An 18,615-nucleotide genomic window follows, 5' to 3' on the forward strand; every position below is an offset into this window, starting at 1 on the left:
GATTCATCAAATGGGGAATCCATCAACAGACAGATACATGACCTTACATATTTACGGTTCTTGCGATAAAGCAGGCGATATTACTGCCGATGCGAAGAATTACGAATTGGAACACGATCGTGTAAATCATACGACTGGTGGTGCATTTTTTAACTTGCCAGAGGATCAGATTTATGATTTTGAACCAGCGCCAATTCCAACTGATGATGTATTTATCAATTATGCAAAGTTGATGATTGATTATTACCACCGTCAGGAACAAACTCCTGAAATTATTGAGTTAAAAGCAAAATTAATGCAAAAATTACAGGATCGTATTTGCCTTTCGTAATTGCATAAAACACTATTTATGACTAAAGCCTTGCTGGAAATAGTGAGGCTTTTTCTTTACAATCTTGCTTTCGCTGGAATTTTCTTAGATTTGTCCTTACAACGGCAACCTCAAAATCAACCTTCCTTAACATATAGAAACTAATGATGAAACGTCTAATTTTAATATTAATTTTTATAACTGGTTTCATCGTACCTGCTCAAAATAAGAGCGTTAAAAAGTCTGAATTAAAGAGAATATTCCGAAAAAGTATTGACCAAGAATCGCGGAGAAGAGTTTCAACACTTTCAAATCCCTGGGTAATTAACAATACTGATAGCTTGTATTTTAAAGCGGATACCATCAAACTTATCAATATTAAAAAAAAATATAAACTTCCTTTTTGCAAAAAAATTAATTGGTCATTTTTTAGAAAAGATAAATTTCATTTAGTAGATTCTCAATCCTGTAAAGAACCATCTACAGCAAAAATCGGTACTGCATTAAATCGTTATTGGGTAAAAATTAAAAAAACTGATATAGGCTTGATTTTGACAACACACAATATTAGTGGAGTTGTTGATCAATTCCTTGTAATTTCAATTAATCAAAATGTGTATGTAGATGAAATACTATTAAAAAGAATTAAAAAGAAATTTTAGAAAAATCTTTCTTACAGTACTACTTTCACTATTTTTTAGCCGGATTGTCGGCACAAGTTCAAACTTGCGCTAGCGGAGGAATCCATTTTTAAGGAAAAGAAATAATATGGATTTCACACAAAAAATATTTAGTCAATGATCATAGTTCCCATACTTTTTGCACTCATGCTACTATTAGTAGTTTTTAGGTTGACTACTATCCGCAATCGAAAGAAAGAACTCAAAAATTCGATTCATCAATCGGAAGTAAAGAGCGCTAAAAAAGTGAAAAAAAATCATTTTCAATATACCTACTGGCAAAACATCATCGATGGTAAAGAAAGCGTTACGATTGATACAACGGAAGTTTCCTCTCAAGTTTTATTAGATCACTGGAAATATATTTTCAACTATTATTACGTGATTAAAGAAGAAGTAAAAGCGGAGCGAATGGAAAAGCGTTTTAAAGAAGCTGACATTATTCATAATTTGACATATACTCAAAATTTAACAAAGTCGCTTTACAAGAAAAATTTAGAAATCGTAAAAAATAAGATCATTGATTTTTTTACTACGATTCTTAAAAACAGCGATAAACTTCGGAAGTCAGAAGCTAGTGTTCCGCTAAAAGTGATTAGCATTGTGTATTCGCTTGATGACAACTCGGAATTCTATCTTTGCGCGCAACCTAGTAGCACATTTTATGCGGACAAATTAGCAACGTATGTAAAAGAATTTCAATTGCGACATGAATTTGAGATTGATATTTATAAAATTGAATCTGAAATTTATAATGAATTCAATATCACAGTTGGTGAGTATTCTGATGAATATACCAATTATACGTACGACTTGTTTTCGCAATTACTTTTTGACTGTTGGAAAGTTGCCAAAAAAAATACCGATTCACCAATATTAGGCACTTTAGAATACGGGTCTGGTGGAATCGATTATGATTTGGACACAGGAGAAAGTATTCATTTTCATATCGAAGATCACTACAAAAATAAAGGCATTTTTATTGAAAAAGATGTTGATTTATAGTTACATAACAATTTCATTTTATATAAAAAAACAAAGTCTTACAAGTAACCAACTGATAAGACTTTGCCGGGTTTTTACTTATGAAAGTAATGTTATTATGTATGCTGTATAAACCACATGTATATTGGCATTCCCAACGTAATGTTGAACGGGAATGTAATGGCTAATGCCATTGGTAAATATAAACTTGGATTTGCTTTTGGTGCGGCAATTCGCATTGCGGCGGGTACGGCAATGTATGAAGCACTAGCTGCTAAGATTGCTAATAACAATCGGTCACCATCACTACTTAATACATGTGACGATAGATATGCTGTCGTAATTCCGTTGACAATTGGAATGAAGATTGCAAAAATTAAGGCAAACCATCCTTTTTTGATCAGTGTGCCTATTTTCTTTCCGCTGGTAATTCCCATGTCTAATAAGAATACTGCCAAAAATCCTTTAAAGATGTCTGTTGTAAATGGTTTAATGCCTTCTGCTTGTGCATCACTTGCCATAAAACCTATTACTAAACTTCCTAAAATTAGCAGTACACTTCCGTTAGTAACTGCATGTTTTACGAGTCCCATCATTTCTTTCGATGATTTTTTTCCGTTGGAATGAATTCGCATCAGCAACACACCTACAATAATAGATGGTGCTTCCATTAAAGCCATTACAGCTACCATGTGTCCTCCAAATGGAATGTCTTTCATTTCCAAAAAGCTAATCGCAGTTACAAACGTTACCGCACTTACAGAACCATACGCTGCTGCAATAGCACCTGCATTGTCTACTGTAAATTTTAAACGTAATATGTAATATGAATATACTGGAACGATGATTGCGAGTGCAATTCCCATTACAAGTGACCAACCTATATCGGCTGTGTAACTGCTGTGTGCAAGCTCTTGCCCACCTTTAAAACCGATGGCAAGCAAGAGATATAAGGAAATAAATTTTGAAGAGTTTTTTGGAATTTCGAGATCACTTTTTACTTGTGCAGCGAAAATTCCTAAAACGAAAAATAATAATGCTGGATTCGTTAAATTATCGAATAGTAAATGTAAATCCATTAGGGTATTTTATAGGTTTTGTAACCTTAGTCAATTATTTCTATTTCTAAAATTCCGTTGATTCGCACTTGCTTTCCAGCTTTTTTAGCTTCTAAGTAAATTTCTCTAAAGCTTTCTTTTTCGCGCAGTAACTGCCCTACTCTACTATCATCAAAAGTAGTATCGCTATTTACATCACCTTCACACATTGCTAAACGATGAATTTTGTGAAAATTAATTTTTTCTTCAATCAAAGAATTGATTACTTCTTTCGCTTCCATAGCAGTAAATTTACCTTCTACCAATTGTACTTTGTGCGTTACTTCTGTTGCTGTCATAATTACTTAGTTTTTAACTTTTACTTAATGCGTTAATGAATAATAAACTCAAAATAACTTCCGCTTTTACTGGTGTCCAAAATGCTCTGGACTTAGACTTTAGCTTGTGCACCTCGAAATTATATATCCAACAAATACAACAATAAGAGCAATTCGTTTAATAGAAGTAAACAATTGGTATTTGTTTATTTTTATTGGTAGAAAAGCATCATTATTTTTGATGTAAATTGAATGTGTAGCTCCTTCAAATTTGTTACTGAGTGATACTGTCTTATCTATTATTATTTTACAATGCAAAGGTTATGCTTTATATTCATATATTTTTATTTATATTTATTATACAAAACATAAGTAATATTTATGAACTACACCTTACACCAATTAAAAGTCTTTGTAGAAATTGTAAAAAAGAAAAGCATTACCAAAGCTTCCGAAGCATTATTTTTAACACAACCTGCTGTATCTATTCAACTTAAAAAATTTCAAGATCAATTTCCGTTGCCACTTACCGAAGTGGTTGGACGTAAATTGTATGTGACAAATTTTGGGGAAGAAATCGCAATTACTGCCCAAAAAATATTAGATGAAGTTTCTACCATTGATCATAAAACCAAAGAATATCAAGGAAAGTTAGCCGGAAAACTAACACTTGCCTGCGTTTCTACGGGAAAATATGTATTACCGTACTATTTGGCTGGTTTTGTGAATCAGCATGCGGGAATCGATTTTACTATAGATGTGACTAATAAGCAAAATGTGGTCAAAGATTTGGAACAGAATAAAGTTGATTTTGCTTTAGTTTCTGTTTTGCCAAAACATTTATCGTTAGAAACATTGCCTTTGCTTAAAAACAGCTTATATCTTGTTGGAGGAAGAGATCGTGAAGCAGAAAGAGGCGGTAAAATTGAGGCTATTTTTAAAGAAGAACCATTGTTATATCGTGAAGAAGGTTCTGCCACGCGAAATGCCATGGAAGCTTTTATTGACGGAAAAAATGTTTCCGTTCAAAAGAAAATAGAATTGACTTCCAACGAAGCACTAAAACAAGCCGTTATTGCTGGTTTGGGATATTCAATTATGCCGCTTTTAGGAATTAAAGATGCGGTTAATGATAATGCTATTAAGGTTATTGAGTACAAAGGTTTGCCAATTCATACACAATGGAATTTGGTTTGGCTAAAGAATAAATCGCTTTCACCTGTTGCCAATGCTTTTATTTCGTATTTGAAAGATGAGAAACAAAACATTAAAGCAAAATATTTTGATTGGGTTGAAGAGTAAAATCAGTTTTTTTATTTTTTTGATTCGATTCTAAAATAAGAACGTAAAACATAATTTTAACTCATACGAATTGAGGCTGTCTAAAAAGTCATAATTTTGTCAAACCGAACTTGATTCGGTTTCGCATAACAGTTGAAAATCAGCTTTATGAGATTCTGGATCAAGTCCAGAATGACAACTTTTGAAACTTTTCAGACAGCCTCTTTTTTATGCTTTTGATTTGATTATTAATTAAGAAACAATAATTCATCTGTATCAATAATTTTATTTTGAATAGCGTAAATAAGTAAGCCTGCTGTGTTTTTTGCGCCTGTTTTCCGCAATAAATTTCTTTTGTGCGCTTCTACCGTTTTAAGCGAAATATAAAGTCGTTCGCCAATTTGTTGACTCGTGTATTGTTTAGATAGTAATTTTAATATTTCTATTTCTTTTACTGTTAATGAATCTTGCTTCTGATTGTAAATTTCTGGTATTTTTTCAGAAAGTTGCAAACGCATGAATTCCATTTGATCTCTTGAAAAATAGTGCCCTTTTTTGAACACCTTTTGTATCACTCGTATCAGTTCTTCTTCACTTGTATCTTTAGGTAAAAAAGCACTAGCGCCTAATCTGAGAATTTGTGCCATTAATGAATCTGTGTATAATTTAGAAAGCACAATGGTTTTGATCGCTTCTGAACGAATTTGTAATTCCCGCAAGACGGACAATCCAATACCATCATCCATTCGCAAATCTAGCAGTACTACATCTATATTTTTTTGTTCGTAATTTGCCATAAATACTTTTCTTTCATGCGCAGTAAAAACAACTTTCATATCTTCATGCTCGCTTAGCAAATCACTTAAAAGTTGTGCAAATAATTTATCATCATCAACAATAGCAATTCTTATAATTTTATTCATGATACTTTTTAATTGTATTCTGGAATAAATATAAAAAACATTACGTATTTTCCTAATTTTATTTTAAACTTACACTTACTTTTTCATGTTTTTTGTATCCTAATGAATACTTTTCAGTGTGAATAAAAAAGTAACGCCTTGCATTACAACAAGACGCTACTTTAAGACTACATCGGTTTGTCTAAAATAATCATTCCATATATCAAGGTATCTCTTTCGCGAATTTGACGCCATTTTAATACCTCAACATTTAGGTTGTTGTCTAAAGAGTCTTTTATAACGACTTTTATTTTCATTGCAACTCCAGTAAACGCAACAGAAACATCATAGTTATGATATAAATCGGCTATGCGTTTTGGGTAGTAATCATAATCTGTTTTTCCCATATATAGGAACCGATTGTATTCAAAGTTATGCCCTAACAAGTTTACATACGCAGGATTAAAATATTGTACTATGAATTCATTTCCGCGTTTTAATTTTTGAAAAATTGGCACTGGAAATGTTTCAAAATTTCTGTTATACAATATCATATTAGACACTAAAGTTTCATTTAAGGTTTCTAGACGTGCAACTCGCTGCACCAAACCTTCATTTTTTTTACGTAAACTAAATGATGAAACAGTAAGCACCAAAATTGGCACGTATGTAAACAATCGGTATTTTTTGATGATTTCAAGAATAAACTGAAACCATTTTTTCTTTTGTGTGTTTTCTTCTTCTATAGCTTCCATTAGGAGATTAATTTTTTAAATGCACTTTTTATAAACAGTCCCAGGTTGTTATTGACAATTCCAATAAATTTCCCACTAGAACACAAAACAAAACCCAAAATGACAAGAAACGTTCTTGTTTTTGTAAATTGAATTTCTTCCATTCCAATAATCATATACGCATACATGGGCTGAATTAATGGAACAACAAATACTATAAAGCCTATTAAACGCACTATAAACACCCAATATCGCTGCGCTTTGCTTTTTCTGTTTTTTATTATTTTGACTGAATTCATATTGTAAATTTTAATTCATACTGATACAAGAATTTTAGTCACATCTACACATTCCATAAAACAATAGCCTGTTTTTATGGTAGTTTCTTAATGGTTATTTGATTGGAATATTTAGGAAGTTATGCGTTGTAATCTTGATAGAAAACGATATTTCTTAATCAAACATATATGAGGGAAATTATCTTTTTAGTTGCTGTTTAAACCTATACAATTATCACTGATGAGAAGAAAATTATATGATAATTTATATCGTATTTACACTTTATTAGATAACGATGATATATGTACTTGGCATCTTTATTGACTAAATCCTTTGCTGTACAAAAATACGAAACGAGAAACCTTTGAAAGTGTATTTTAAGATGCTTTGCCTGTAGTTTCAGTAAAAAATATAAGCTTTGAGAATTAAATATTGTACTATTTGCAAAGAAGACTTTTCTACAATGTATCGAATTCAATATAAACAGGTTAAAGAATGGTTTTTTGTGTGCGAAGCATGTCTTTTATCTGTTAAAAAAGATAATCCAAATTATCGTTATGGCGCAACTTGGAAGAAATAAGCCCTACTATTTTTCGTTTGAAACGCTCTATTTTTTTTTAGAGAAGAGTATTTTTTTGAAATTGAATTTTTAAAAAAACAGTTCATTTTTAAAAACAAGAAAGCCTTTCTATTTCTAGTAAGGCTTTTTTTCTAGTGTCCCGAACTTTCAAAATTTAAACTTTTTATAAATGATTTGGAAGCTATTAACTTGTTTGTCTCAAAAAAAAACAACTTATTGAAAGTTAAATCATTGCTTAAGTATTTTGATCGTTTTTTGAGTTTTTTCAGAATAGATTTTTAACATATAAATTCCGCTTGTTAAGCTATTGACATTAATAGCTGTCAAATTATTTTCTTTAGAAAGTACTAACTGTCCATTTAAATTATGCAATTCAGCTTTCACTAAGTTTACATTCGTATTTGTGATATGAATAATGTCTTTTACAGGATTTGGATATACAGCAAGTGAACTTAATTCATTTTTTTTCACTGAAAGTGTAGAAAAGTCAAAAGAAGACATCCCAGAAACTGCTGCTGTATTTGGATCCACTACATTTACAAATTCTGCCATACCGTTATCTATCATATCTGCCTGCATAAAACTTTTTAAAGGTGTCACCGTAGTCGCTAAAGCAGCATTGTTTTCTAATATATATATAATTCCCGAAGTTGGTGAGCCATTCACTTGAATTGTAACAACATTAGAAGTTGTTCCTGTAGATGGCGCCACTAAAGAAACGGGACTTCCCAACGTTTCTGTAATTAGATATCCATCAATGGACGGCTGACCAACAGCAGTTCCGTCAAAAAAGGTAGCAGAAGCCGCATTTCCTAAGGAAGATGTCATACTTATGGTTACGCCGTCTGGTACAATAATGGTGAAACCATAACTCTGCATCGAAGTTGCAAAATTGTTAGCACTTGTGTTCGGAACCGCTCCAATGGTAAAACTATAGGAACTATTATCAATTAAAGTATACGTATATCCATCTTGCGCATGTATTTGAATCGTAAAAAGGCTCAAAAGGATGATAATAATCGTTGTGATATTATGTGTATTCATTTGTAAATGTTTTAATGTTAGTTATCAAGTCTGCTAGGCAATTGTTCTAAGATTTGATACGTACTAAAATTCAAAAAGTTTCCAGGATGTGCCAATACATTTTGTAAAATCAGTGGTGTGTCTGGATTGGTTCCAGAATATTGACTGCTTCCATCCATATCAACATCGTTCGTATTATAACCGCTCACGACGTAGGTTGGGAAATTCAAGAAGTTTCCAGCATCATTTAATACTCTAGATAAAATTGATGGTGTATCAGGACTTACGCCTGAGTATTGTATAACCGAATCATCATTTGCATTTCCACACCACATGGCAACAATACCTGAAGGCATTCCAAAAGTTGTTTGCGCATTGCTTCCCCAAGTAATAGAATTATTTGCATTGGTAAAGTCTATTATATTTGATAAACTCATGGCTGTATTGGTCATAATTCCTAAATGATTCCGATGATTTACAACAACATTATATTGTTTAACTTGCTGTAAAAATACTAAAGGAAGTATTCCATCTAAACCTACAATATCTCCATCGCGTTGTAAAAGTGCAGATTGTCCATCTACAACTAAAGTGTTGTCTATGTTGTCACGTAATTCTACCCAAACCCAATCTACAATGGCATTTTCACCAGTAACCGAAAAAACACTGTTATTTACCACAGCAACATCGCTATATGGACTTGTCGTAGGAATCAATCCTGCTACTCGTAAATCATCTCGCATAAGATTTTCTTCTCCGGAAATAGGATTTATAAATGCGCCTTGTAAATACGCTTTGGCTTCTAAAACTACTTCATTACAATTGGTATTGAATACAGTTTGTATATCCTTATCGAAATTTGATGGCAAATTTATACTTGCATTCCAGTCGTCTGCAATAGTTTCATTATCAACTGTTACGCATATAAGGTTCGGGTTTTGGCTAATAAGTAATTTTTGAAAATTAGCAGTATTACCATTGGCTATATTTAAACTAGTTAGCTCATTACTCTTACATGATAATTGATTTAAAACTGTATTATTACTAAGGTCTAAACTGATTAAGTTATTACCAATACACGACAAGTTAATTAGCGCTGTATTATTGCTAAGATCCAAATTGGTTAGGTCATTAGAAGCAATTCTTACGTCCTTTAAAGCGACATTATTACTAAGGTCTAAAGTAGTTAAGTTATTGACACCACATCTCAAATCTGTCAAGGCTGTCTTATTACTAAGATCTAAACTCGTTAAGTTATTTGCACTGCATCGTAAATCGGTCAATACTGTATTAAAGCTTAGGTTTAGATTCGATAAATTACTAGAATTACACCATAATGTGCTTAATACTATATTATTGCTGACATCTAAACTCGTTAGTTGATTTCCTGTGCAATTTAAAAATGTTAATGCAGTAAACTCTTCAATACCGGTTAAGTCATTTATATTTTGATTGTTAACATCTAAACTAGTAACTGAACTTATTCTACTTGTGAGTACATAATTGTCATTAGCAATACCATTACCCATACTAGTGGCATCTCCAAGAGCTACAGTATCGCCATTGGCATTATGTGTTTCTAAGTAGTTTTCAAAAAGCGAATACGACACGACCTTTCTGCTCACATGCATTGCGACTATTTATGGAAGCAACAGTTCTTTTGTAACCAGATGGGCAAGACCAACATTTTCCTGTACTAACATCATAAAAAGAACCACCTTTACATTTTTTCGACTTTCCAACAACACGCGCACTTGCAAAAACGGGCATTGCTTTATTTACTTCATTGCGAACCGTTTTTACAGCTTTTCGTGTTTCATCTGCTACTTGAATTCCAGTGTTTTTTACATTTTTTACAGTCTTTGTAACTGCTCTTTTGGTATCTTTTATAACATCACCAATCACTTTTACTTCTGCTAAAGAAAGAATACCATTAGGACTTTCTAATTGTAATTTTACCTGACTTGCTTTTTTTCCTACTCTAAATTTTAATGGATATTGAATTCCTGGAGAAAATCTATGATTTCTTTTATTTACACGTTCCCATGTGCTACCATTATAAATGTATACTACAAGATTACTTAAGCGTTTTCTGCAACAGTCTGTTCTATTCCACACCAAGATTTCTTTTACATATTGCATGGTTCCCAAATCTACTTTCCACCACGGGTTTGGTGTTCCTCCATCTCTGGTGTGCGAAACCGATTTTTTTTGCCATCTTCCATCTGTGTTTCCATCGATAGCCAACTGAGCGCCTCCTTGATTTGAGCTGTAATTAGTGGATTGTGTCGCTTTCTTTCCTTTTGCAAGATTGGTATCCTACAGCTCGAAATAATAACAAGGTACGTTATGAAAATTTACCACCAGGAGCATATATTTTAAAACTTAGAGGCGGACTTGTTCCTGAAAGTGTTTCTCAAAATGAACGTGCGATTACTGTCATTGTAAAACCTTATTGGTATCAGACACTTTGGTCTAAAATACTGCTAGGATTACTTATTTTAGGGATTGGGCTTATCATATTACAATTCAAACTCAAACAAGAACGAACCAAGCAAGAATCGACACGTTTACAAGAATTAGACAACATTAAAACGAAACTGTACACCAATATTACACATGAGTTTAGAACGCCGCTCACGGTGATTATGGGGATGAATGAAAACATTAACGGTCATCCGCATGAACGTAGCCTAATACAACGAAATGCCGAAAATCTGCTGGCACTCATCAATCAGTTATTGGATCTTTCCAAATTAGATTCTGGAAATATTACGGTAGATATGATTCATGGCGACATCATCGAGTATTTGCAATATCTTACAGAATCTTTTTACTCCATGGCGTCTCAAAAGAAAATAAATCTACGTTTTGATGCAGCATTGGAAAGTCTTGAAATGGATTATCATGAAATTAAAGTTCAACACGTGATTTATAATTTACTTTCTAATGCGATAAAGTTCACCAAAACTGGAGGTAAAATAAATGTACATGTGCAAAAAGAAACTTCTCACTTAAAAATTGAAGTAAAAGATACTGGAGAAGGAATTACGAATGAAGACTTGCCACATATTTTTGAGCGTTTCTATCAAGCAGGAGTAAAAGCTAAAATAGATCAAGGAATTCAAAGTTATTCTGGCACAGGCATTGGACTTGCATTGACAAAAGAACTCGTAGAAATCATGGAAGGAAGCATTTCTGTGAAAAGTGAATTAGGTTGGGGAACAACGTTCACCGTTCTTTTGCCTGTCAAAAATGAAAAAGCGAGTATACAAACAGTTGTTTCTTCCGAAAATAATATGGATTTAGTGTTTGAAGAATCAACAATAACTGAAGAACAGCCAGCACAGGATAAACCACTATTATTAGTTGTTGAAGACAATCCTGGTATTGTAAGTTACATTCGTTCTATTGTAAAAGAAACCTATGATTTCCATATTGCAGTTAATGGATAAGAAGGTATTGATAAAGCCATTGAGTTGATTCCTGATATTATTATTTCTGATGTAATGATGCCAGAAAAAAATGGCTTTGAAGTTTGTGATGTTCTCAAAAAAGACGAGCGAACCAGTCATATTCCAATTATCATGCTCACTGCAAAAGCTGATATGTCGTCTAAAATTGAAGGTTTAGAAACGGGAGCCGATGCGTATATGACAAAACCATTTGAAAAAAAGGAGCTCATTATTCGAATGGAGAAATTATTAGAACTTCGAAAAAAATTACAGGACTATTATGGAGATGGAACCATAGAAACTAAGCAAAACAACGAACCAAAATCTATAGAATATACATTTATCACAAAAATACAATCGTACATAGAAGCGCATTTCCAAGATCCAGAATTATCGGTCACAACCATTTCTGATGTATTGAATTTAAACCATTCACAATTGTATCGAAAACTAAAAGCCATTACAGGAAAAACCTTGTCACAATTTATTCGTTCGGTACGTTTACAAAAATCCATTCATTTGATTCAAACAACAGATCTTACCATAGCTGAAATTGCCTATGAAGTTGGGTATAATGATCCTAATTATTTTACACGTTCCTTTAAAAAAGAGTTCGGGAAAGTGCCTGGAAATTTAAGAAATACTGATTCTAACTAACAAAATTACTGTCATTATCTTATGTAGAAGAAGTTATCCTGTGTCTCAACAAGGTTTTGTATTGAGAATCAAAAAGCTACAAAGTCAAAAAAGCAAACTAAAATTTTATTTTAACCATAATTCTTCTACATTTAATGAAAACTTATAAGGTTATAATATTCTGAAATTGAAATTTTCAATAAAAAATATCTTAAGCAACTTAAAATGTCTAATTTTATAAAGCACATGGATTGAATTATTTTAATAAAGATAATTTTCCCGGAAAATTTGATATCATTACCATTTACTAGTATGTGTTTTCTATTCTTCGATTGTTCAATAAATTCAAGTTTTCTAAAAAAAAGCTCGATACTATGTATGCTATTATTTTTCTCTTGTCATACAATCGCACAAAACACAAAAAGCGATGCTAAATGGAGAACTTTATATGATTCTTTGATTGAGCATTATGAATTGAGAAACACAGACAGTGTCACGTATTATGCAGAAGAGTTATTTACAACAACAAATCAACCTCACGATTCATTAAAAGTTAATGTTGGAGCTATGATAGCTAGATTAAATAAAAATGAATCCGAGGCTTTTCGTTTTTTAAACTTAATAGAAGCATCGCTGCTCAAGTCTACTAAAAATAGAAATTTACTTGGATGGAATTATTATTATAAAGCAACTTGGTATTACAATAATTCTTTTGACAAAAAAGCACTAAACTATTACTACAAAGCAGATTCTGTTTTTACTTCAATCAACAGGAAATCATTCGTATCGGTGATGACAAAAAATGGTATCTGTGATGTTTTAATGAAGTCTTTATTGAATGATGAACCTTTACTAATAAATCAAGTAATACCTTATATAAATGATGGTTTAAAGGTTTCAGATTCAATAGGTTTTAAAGTACCAAGCGCTATTTTATTATACAAAAAAGGAGATGTATACTTAGCAAAGAACGATTTAGAAACCTCAGCGTATTATTATAGAAAATCCTTAGAGATTAGTGTAGAAATTGATAATAATATTAGACAGTCATTAATACTTAATAAACTAGCAAACATATCGTTACGCAAAAACGTATTAGATTCTGCGATAATTTATCAGGAAAAAGCTGTAGAAAAAGCAAAGGCGATAACTAATTTTAAAGTCATTTCGGTAGTTAATTTAGAACTAGGGAAATTATACAATACAACTGAAAAATATATTGATGCAATACGTCACTTGGATTATGCAAAAGAAATGTTGGGTAAATCAAAATCTGCTAGAAAAGAGATCTATCACGATATTGATTATAATCTAGCGGAAGCTTATTTTGGCAAAAACGAATTCAAGAAAGGATATCTGTATTTAAAATCTGCAAAAGAAATTATGGAAGAAGTGCAGCAGATTAAAAATGTTGAAAAAATTGAAGAAATTGAATTAAAATTTCAATCTGAAAAAAAAGAACAAGAAATTGCGCTTTTAAAATCTCAGAATGAATTAGTAGCAAAGCAAAAAACAAATCAACGGAATCGGTTATTGGGAATTATCAGTATTACCTCAATAGCGGGTGTATTCTTTTTCTTTTTATATCGAAATCGTCAAAAAACTACTAAAAAATTAAAAGAACTAGATAAAGATAAATCTAACTTTTTCTCCAATATTTCTCATGAATTTAGAACACCGTTAACGCTCATTTCTGGTCCAATTCAACAACAACTAAAAAAGGAAAATTTACCTGATGATGAACGTAATAATCTTGAAATGATGAAACGAAATTCTGATCGTTTACTTTCCTTAGTAGATCAGTTATTAGGTGTCTCAAAAATAGAATCTGGAAAAGTCGTATTGCATATAGCAAACAGCAACATAATTACTTTTACTGAAATTTTAGTTGATAGTTTTAGATTTACAACAAAGCAAAAACTTTTAAAATTTAAAATCGACATAAAGCCAACAACTCATGAAACTTGGTTTGACAAAGATATTGTTGAAAAAATTATTACAAATCTGTTATCGAATGCTGTAAAATACACTCCCAAAAACGGAGAAATTGCCTGTAAAGCAGTTGTAAAAGACAATGAATTTCACTTCGAAATAAAAAACACAGGGACACCGTTGACAACTGAAGAAATTTCGAAACTATTTGATCGTTTTTATCAAATTGATGAAGACAAAGAAGGAACAGGAATTGGACTCTCATTAGTCAAAGAAATTGTAAAACTTCACAAAGGGACAATCGCTGCTACAAGTATTGAAAATTGGATCACTTTTAAAGTTATGCTGCCAATTGCAAAAGCCAATTATAAAGATGTTGAGGTTGAAGAAGTATTAGAAAATGACATCGTAACTTCTACAACGATGCTAACTGATGAAAACGCTTCTGATGAAGATACACCAATCCTTTTAATTGTTGAAGACAATACGGATGTACGCATGTATGTCGATTCTATTTTTAAAAATGATTATAAAATAATACATGCTGAAAACGGACAAATAGGAATTGATTTAGCAATAGCGCACATTCCGGACATTATTATAAGTGATATTATGATGCCTATAAAAGATGGTATTGAACTTAGTAAAACTTTAAAAACCGACGAACGTACAAGTCATATTCCAATCATATTATTAACTGCAAAAGCGGGCGATGGAAATAAAATAATTGGCGCAGCAACTGGAGCAGATGATTATATAACCAAACCATTTAATCAAGAACTATTAGCTGTAAAAACCAAAAATTTAATTGAGACGCGTAAAAAAATGCAGGAACGGTATAGTCAAGAAATTGTGCTAAAACCCACAGATATTAGTATTAATTCTACAGATGAATCTTTCTTAACCAAAATACAATCAATTTTAGACGACAAGCTTGTAGATTCCGCATTTAGCATAGAAGATTTTTGCCAGGTAGCAGGCATGAGTAGAATGCAATTACACCGAAAACTAAAGGCGTTATTTAACATGACAACTACAGAATTTATTAATTCGCAACGTTTAAAATTAGCTGCCGATTTATTAAAAACTTCAGATACTACCGTATCACAAGTTGGCTATAGTGTAGGCTTTAATGATCCAGCATATTTTAGCAAACGCTTCAAAGAAGTATACAATTGTACGCCTACACAATACGCAAAAAAGAATACATAAACACACTTTATTTCACCCTTTCTTTTAAGTGTTTATCCTAAATAAACACAGGTATTTCCTGTGTTTTAAGCAATGTTACAATAGTCATAGTGTTTGTTACAATGTTTATAGTCTTCACACAACTACACTACTACTTTTACCTTCATAAAGTTATTCTAAATACAACTTATAAAGAGAATGAAATTATACGAGGGAGAATTAAAAGAAGTATTAACCGATACGATTTACTTAAACGTAAGCAATCTTAAAAAAGGCTCCTATACCTTAAGCATTATTAACGAAAATAAAGTGATACAAAAAACTACTTTCAAAAAATAATACTATGAAAAAACACTACTCAATTTTTTGCATACTATTCTTCTTAAGCATTCAACAACATACAGCACAAACTGAATTCAGAAGAGATTCTATCCATATATTTTCATGGTCTAATGCGGACGATAGTTGGTCTCATAACACAAGAGAATTATACACATTTGATTACGAAGGAACAAAAGAAACCAATCTACTTCGCTTGATAGCAAATGGCGGAACTGGTAATTGGGTAAACTTTTATCAATTTAATAAAGACTATAATACCTTAAATAACATAACCGAAAGCATACAGCAAAACTGGAATAGTGGCGCTTGGTCAAATAGTGCAAGAGATACGCATACGTACAATGCACAGCATAATGAAACTGTTTTCCTATATGCTATAAGAGTGAATGATATTTGGAGAAGCCAAAGACGAGAAACTAAAATCTATGATGGAAACAATGTTGCTGCCAAAACGATTGAAGAACTTGATGGTTCTAGTCTTGTTCCTGAAGACAGATACTTATATGAATACGAAATAGCTTCTGACAGATTAACTCAAGAAATTGAGCAAATTTATTTTGAAGATGTAGATTTTTGGTTGAATGTAGAAAAAAAAGAATACAGTTATACCAGTTTTGGAGCATTACAAAAAGTAGAGGAATTTGGATTTAATGGAGGTCAAAACAATTTTAATACAAATGGAACTGAGCAGACTTTATATACTTATAATGCATTACAACAACTTACAGAACGAACCAGACAATTACGAATAAGTGGCACCTACAGAAACTTTGAGCGTTTTGTGTATACATATACACTAGGAAATCAAACAGAACTCATAATTCAAGAATGGGTTACCGCTGATAATATTTGGAGAAATCAATTTAGGCAATTACGAACTTTTGATGCAGATAATAACGAAATAGAACTTATATATCAAGCTTGGAATTCAGACATTGACGATTGGCGAAACTTAAGTCGTACCGTATCATTTTGGATTGCTGCAGCTGCTTTTGATGCTACTACACTAAGCATCAACGCAATTAATGATGACTCGTATTCAGTTGTTGTATATCCAAATCCAACTGCAAATTATATCAATATCAATACTTCAATACCTGTTCACTCGGTTACATTATATAATCTACAAGGAAAACAAATTCTTAAAACGAAAGGAAAAACAAAAATTGATATTGGTCATGTAGCAGCAGGTATGTATTTGGTTAAAATCCATATGGACAACAGCATACTTACTAAAAAAATTAGAATCAATTAAAAATAGTGAAAAACGTAAAAATAAGCTCATGAGAAAAATAATTACAGTACTTATCTTACTATTCGTAACAGTTTCAACTTTTGCGCAACAGGGCATAAATTATAAGGCTTTAATCAAAGATGATTCGGGTATTATAGTAGCCAATACAAATATAGTTCTACAATTTACCATTTATGAAGGTGACGCGCTAACAAACGAAGTATATGTAGAGCAGCATGCTTATACTACAAACGCAAATGGCTTTGTTATACTAACTATTGGAGAAGGTAATACTGTAGATGATTTCAATACTATTAATTGGGGAAATGATGAGCATTTTATTAATGTACAAGTGAGTGTCGATGGAGGTAATTTAATAGACCTAGGAACTACACAATTTATGGCGGTGCCTTATGCAAAGCATGCAACAACTGCAGCCAATGTATTTAGCGGAGATTACAACGATTTGATTAACCAACCTACAACACTACCGAGTGGCTTAGAGCAAATTACAGAAAACGATGGTACACAAGATAAAACTGGTTGGAGATTGGTTGGCCGTAACCCAAATTCTCACTTACCAATAGGTGAGGGCGCCATCGACTTTAGTACTTTTGGAGATGTATCTGGAGGTGCTAGCGGTGATTATTCTATGGCCATTGGTCCTGGCTCAGTAGCTTCAGGAGATTCTTCATTTTGTAGAGGTTATAATTCAAATGCTTCAGGAGCAGGATCTACGGTAATAGGAAGCTATTCTTCTGCCTCAGGAAATGGTTCTATAACATATGGATATGCTTCTTCTGCCTCAGGCGTTGGTGCTACAGTAATTGGGTCATGGAGTAATGTATCAGGTTTTGGTGCTACCGCCATTGGTCTTAGATTAGAAGCAGATTCTTATTATTCATTTGCTCTAGGGCGATATAATATTGGAGGCGGTACTCCAGGTTCATGGGTCGTTACTGATCCGCTATTTGTAATTGGTAATGGTGTTGATGATGATAATCGTAACAATGCAGTAACGGTTTTAAAAAATGGTAAAGTTGGTATCGGTAGAGCAATACCTTCTAGTTTGCTTGAAGTTGCTCATGAAAATAGTCCACCCACATCTAGTGATTATACAAACGCGTTTAGTATTCACAACATAAGCACAGGTGGTTCTTGGCAATTTTCAACTGTTAATACAGGGCATTTAAGTATCTACAAAAACGGAAGTTATCGCGGTTTTTTTAATGAAAGTAGCGGAACGTATAGTTCTATTTCTGATAGACGTGTAAAAAAAGACATCATATCTATAGAAGATGGTACACTTGCTAAAGTGATGCAACTAAATCCTGTAAGTTATCTTATGAAAGATCAAAAAGGCAGCAAACGAAACGTAGGATTGATATCTCAAGAAGTAAAAGAAATATTTCCAAGTATTACACATTACGTTAAGGAATCTGACTTGTTAACCTTGTCTTATTCTGAGCTTATTCCAATACTGATAAAAGCACTACAAGAGCAGCAAACTATTATTGAAGCTCAAAACTCAAAAATTGATAGTCAAGCATTAGAAACATCTCAACAAAACGCAGCTATCCTATTATTAATACAACGCATGAATGCGCTAGAAGCGGCAAACAACTAATAGTCAACTACTATGAAACGAGCATGTTAAAAAGTTTCTCATCTAACAAA

General features: G+C 32.3%; 18 protein-coding genes. 10 read left to right on the forward strand and 8 right to left on the reverse strand.

The features are described from left to right. From AB8B65_RS04430 to AB8B65_RS04440, 3 genes are all read left to right on the forward strand, one after another. The coding region (locus tag AB8B65_RS04430; RefSeq protein ID WP_405299649.1) for a hypothetical protein at positions 1 to 331 on the forward strand (331 nt) is incomplete at its 5' end. Positions 332 to 474: 143 nt separating this feature from the next. Further along, a complete protein-coding gene (locus AB8B65_RS04435; RefSeq protein WP_405299650.1) occupies positions 475 to 972 on the forward strand; it encodes a hypothetical protein in 498 nt (165 codons plus the stop codon). A gap of 264 nt (positions 973 to 1,236) precedes the next feature. After that, positions 1,237 to 1,995 carry a hypothetical protein gene (locus tag AB8B65_RS04440; RefSeq protein WP_405299651.1) on the forward strand — a complete coding sequence of 253 codons (759 nt, stop codon included), beginning with the start codon at positions 1,237 to 1,239 and terminating at the stop codon, positions 1,993 to 1,995. 95 nt (positions 1,996 to 2,090) lie between these two features. On the opposite strand, the gene AB8B65_RS04445 is transcribed toward AB8B65_RS04440, so the two are convergent. Together AB8B65_RS04445 and AB8B65_RS04450 are read right to left on the reverse strand one after the other, a co-directional pair. Continuing rightward, the gene (locus AB8B65_RS04445) at positions 2,091 to 3,053 is read right to left on the reverse strand and encodes a sodium-dependent bicarbonate transport family permease (protein WP_405299652.1); all 963 of its coding nucleotides are present in this window, start codon (positions 3,051 to 3,053) and stop codon (positions 2,091 to 2,093) included. 26 nt (positions 3,054 to 3,079) lie between these two features. Beyond that, a complete protein-coding gene (locus AB8B65_RS04450; protein ID WP_405299653.1) occupies positions 3,080 to 3,370 on the reverse strand; it encodes a hypothetical protein in 291 nt (96 codons plus the stop codon). Positions 3,371 to 3,730: 360 nt separating this feature from the next. Here AB8B65_RS04450 and AB8B65_RS04455 point away from each other — a divergent pair, with 360 nt between their 5' ends. Then, on the forward strand, positions 3,731 to 4,651 hold the full coding sequence (locus tag AB8B65_RS04455) for a LysR family transcriptional regulator (RefSeq protein WP_405299654.1): 921 nt from the start codon (positions 3,731 to 3,733) through the stop codon (positions 4,649 to 4,651). Between the two features lie 227 nt (positions 4,652 to 4,878). Here AB8B65_RS04455 and AB8B65_RS04460 read toward each other — a convergent pair whose 3' ends face one another. The 6 genes from AB8B65_RS04460 to AB8B65_RS04485 all read right to left on the reverse strand — a co-directional run bounded on the left by AB8B65_RS04460 (position 4,879) and on the right by AB8B65_RS04485 (position 10,395). Continuing rightward, positions 4,879 to 5,553 carry a response regulator transcription factor gene (locus AB8B65_RS04460; protein ID WP_405299655.1) on the reverse strand — a complete coding sequence of 225 codons (675 nt, stop codon included), beginning with the start codon at positions 5,551 to 5,553 and terminating at the stop codon, positions 4,879 to 4,881. Between the two features lie 167 nt (positions 5,554 to 5,720). Further along, positions 5,721 to 6,287: a hypothetical protein gene (locus AB8B65_RS04465; protein WP_405299656.1), complete on the reverse strand. Its 567-nt coding sequence runs from the start codon at positions 6,285 to 6,287 to the stop codon at positions 5,721 to 5,723. Beyond that, the gene (locus AB8B65_RS04470; protein WP_405299657.1) at positions 6,287 to 6,565 is read right to left on the reverse strand and encodes a hypothetical protein; all 279 of its coding nucleotides are present in this window, start codon (positions 6,563 to 6,565) and stop codon (positions 6,287 to 6,289) included. The genes AB8B65_RS04465 and AB8B65_RS04470 overlap by 1 nt, the downstream gene beginning before the upstream one ends. 788 nt (positions 6,566 to 7,353) lie before the next feature. Next, positions 7,354 to 8,169: a T9SS type A sorting domain-containing protein gene (locus tag AB8B65_RS04475; protein ID WP_405299658.1), complete on the reverse strand. Its 816-nt coding sequence runs from the start codon at positions 8,167 to 8,169 to the stop codon at positions 7,354 to 7,356. A 17-nt stretch (positions 8,170 to 8,186) separates the two neighbouring features. Then, complete coding sequence (locus tag AB8B65_RS04480; RefSeq protein ID WP_405299659.1) at positions 8,187 to 9,773, reverse strand: hypothetical protein; 1,587 nt, start codon at positions 9,771 to 9,773, stop codon at positions 8,187 to 8,189. Then, positions 9,739 to 10,395 (reverse strand): discoidin domain-containing protein, encoded by a 657-nt coding sequence (locus AB8B65_RS04485; RefSeq protein WP_405299660.1) that lies wholly within the window; start codon positions 10,393 to 10,395, stop codon positions 9,739 to 9,741. Before AB8B65_RS04485 ends, AB8B65_RS04480 begins: the two co-directional genes overlap by 35 nt. Positions 10,396 to 10,433: 38 nt before the next feature. Between AB8B65_RS04485 and AB8B65_RS04490 the strand changes: the two genes are divergently transcribed. From AB8B65_RS04490 to AB8B65_RS04515, 6 genes are all read left to right on the forward strand, one after another. Continuing rightward, positions 10,434 to 11,603: a sensor histidine kinase gene (locus tag AB8B65_RS04490; protein WP_405299661.1), complete on the forward strand. Its 1,170-nt coding sequence runs from the start codon at positions 10,434 to 10,436 to the stop codon at positions 11,601 to 11,603. Between the two features lie 24 nt (positions 11,604 to 11,627). Further along, positions 11,628 to 12,260 (forward strand): helix-turn-helix domain-containing protein, encoded by a 633-nt coding sequence (locus AB8B65_RS04495; protein ID WP_405299662.1) that lies wholly within the window; start codon positions 11,628 to 11,630, stop codon positions 12,258 to 12,260. A gap of 357 nt (positions 12,261 to 12,617) precedes the next feature. Beyond that, positions 12,618 to 15,383, forward strand: a complete 2,766-nt coding sequence (locus AB8B65_RS04500; RefSeq protein WP_405299663.1) for a helix-turn-helix domain-containing protein — start codon at positions 12,618 to 12,620, stop codon at positions 15,381 to 15,383. A gap of 177 nt (positions 15,384 to 15,560) precedes the next feature. Next, positions 15,561 to 15,701, forward strand: coding sequence for a hypothetical protein (locus AB8B65_RS04505; protein ID WP_405299664.1), 141 nt, complete (start codon positions 15,561 to 15,563; stop codon positions 15,699 to 15,701). A gap of 4 nt (positions 15,702 to 15,705) precedes the next feature. Beyond that, positions 15,706 to 16,959 carry a T9SS type A sorting domain-containing protein gene (locus AB8B65_RS04510; RefSeq protein WP_405299665.1) on the forward strand — a complete coding sequence of 418 codons (1,254 nt, stop codon included), beginning with the start codon at positions 15,706 to 15,708 and terminating at the stop codon, positions 16,957 to 16,959. A 28-nt stretch (positions 16,960 to 16,987) separates the two neighbouring features. Beyond that, complete coding sequence (locus AB8B65_RS04515) at positions 16,988 to 18,565, forward strand: tail fiber domain-containing protein (protein WP_405299666.1); 1,578 nt, start codon at positions 16,988 to 16,990, stop codon at positions 18,563 to 18,565. The last annotated feature ends 50 nt before the right edge of the window (positions 18,566 to 18,615 follow it).

Origin of the sequence: Kordia sp., from assembly GCF_045105435.1 — a bacterium.
Classification (GTDB): Bacteria; Bacteroidota; Bacteroidia; order Flavobacteriales; family Flavobacteriaceae; genus Kordia.

What these genes read in the sequence shown, in the direction of transcription:
- AB8B65_RS04435 (WP_405299650.1), top strand. Translation starts at nt 475, where the DNA reads ATGATGAAACGTCTAATTTTAATATTAATTTTTATAACTGGTTTCATC.
- AB8B65_RS04445 (WP_405299652.1), bottom strand. Translation starts at nt 3,053, where the DNA reads ATGGATTTACATTTACTATTCGATAATTTAACGAATCCAGCATTATTA.
- AB8B65_RS04450 (WP_405299653.1), bottom strand. Translation starts at nt 3,370, where the DNA reads ATGACAGCAACAGAAGTAACGCACAAAGTACAATTGGTAGAAGGTAAA.
- AB8B65_RS04455 (WP_405299654.1), top strand. Translation starts at nt 3,731, where the DNA reads ATGAACTACACCTTACACCAATTAAAAGTCTTTGTAGAAATTGTAAAA.
- AB8B65_RS04460 (WP_405299655.1), bottom strand. Translation starts at nt 5,553, where the DNA reads ATGAATAAAATTATAAGAATTGCTATTGTTGATGATGATAAATTATTT.
- AB8B65_RS04465 (WP_405299656.1), bottom strand. Translation starts at nt 6,287, where the DNA reads ATGGAAGCTATAGAAGAAGAAAACACACAAAAGAAAAAATGGTTTCAG.
- AB8B65_RS04470 (WP_405299657.1), bottom strand. Translation starts at nt 6,565, where the DNA reads ATGAATTCAGTCAAAATAATAAAAAACAGAAAAAGCAAAGCGCAGCGA.
- AB8B65_RS04475 (WP_405299658.1), bottom strand. Translation starts at nt 8,169, where the DNA reads ATGAATACACATAATATCACAACGATTATTATCATCCTTTTGAGCCTT.
- AB8B65_RS04500 (WP_405299663.1), top strand. Translation starts at nt 12,618, where the DNA reads ATGCTATTATTTTTCTCTTGTCATACAATCGCACAAAACACAAAAAGC.
- AB8B65_RS04505 (WP_405299664.1), top strand. Translation starts at nt 15,561, where the DNA reads ATGAAATTATACGAGGGAGAATTAAAAGAAGTATTAACCGATACGATT.
- AB8B65_RS04510 (WP_405299665.1), top strand. Translation starts at nt 15,706, where the DNA reads ATGAAAAAACACTACTCAATTTTTTGCATACTATTCTTCTTAAGCATT.
- AB8B65_RS04515 (WP_405299666.1), top strand. Translation starts at nt 16,988, where the DNA reads ATGAGAAAAATAATTACAGTACTTATCTTACTATTCGTAACAGTTTCA.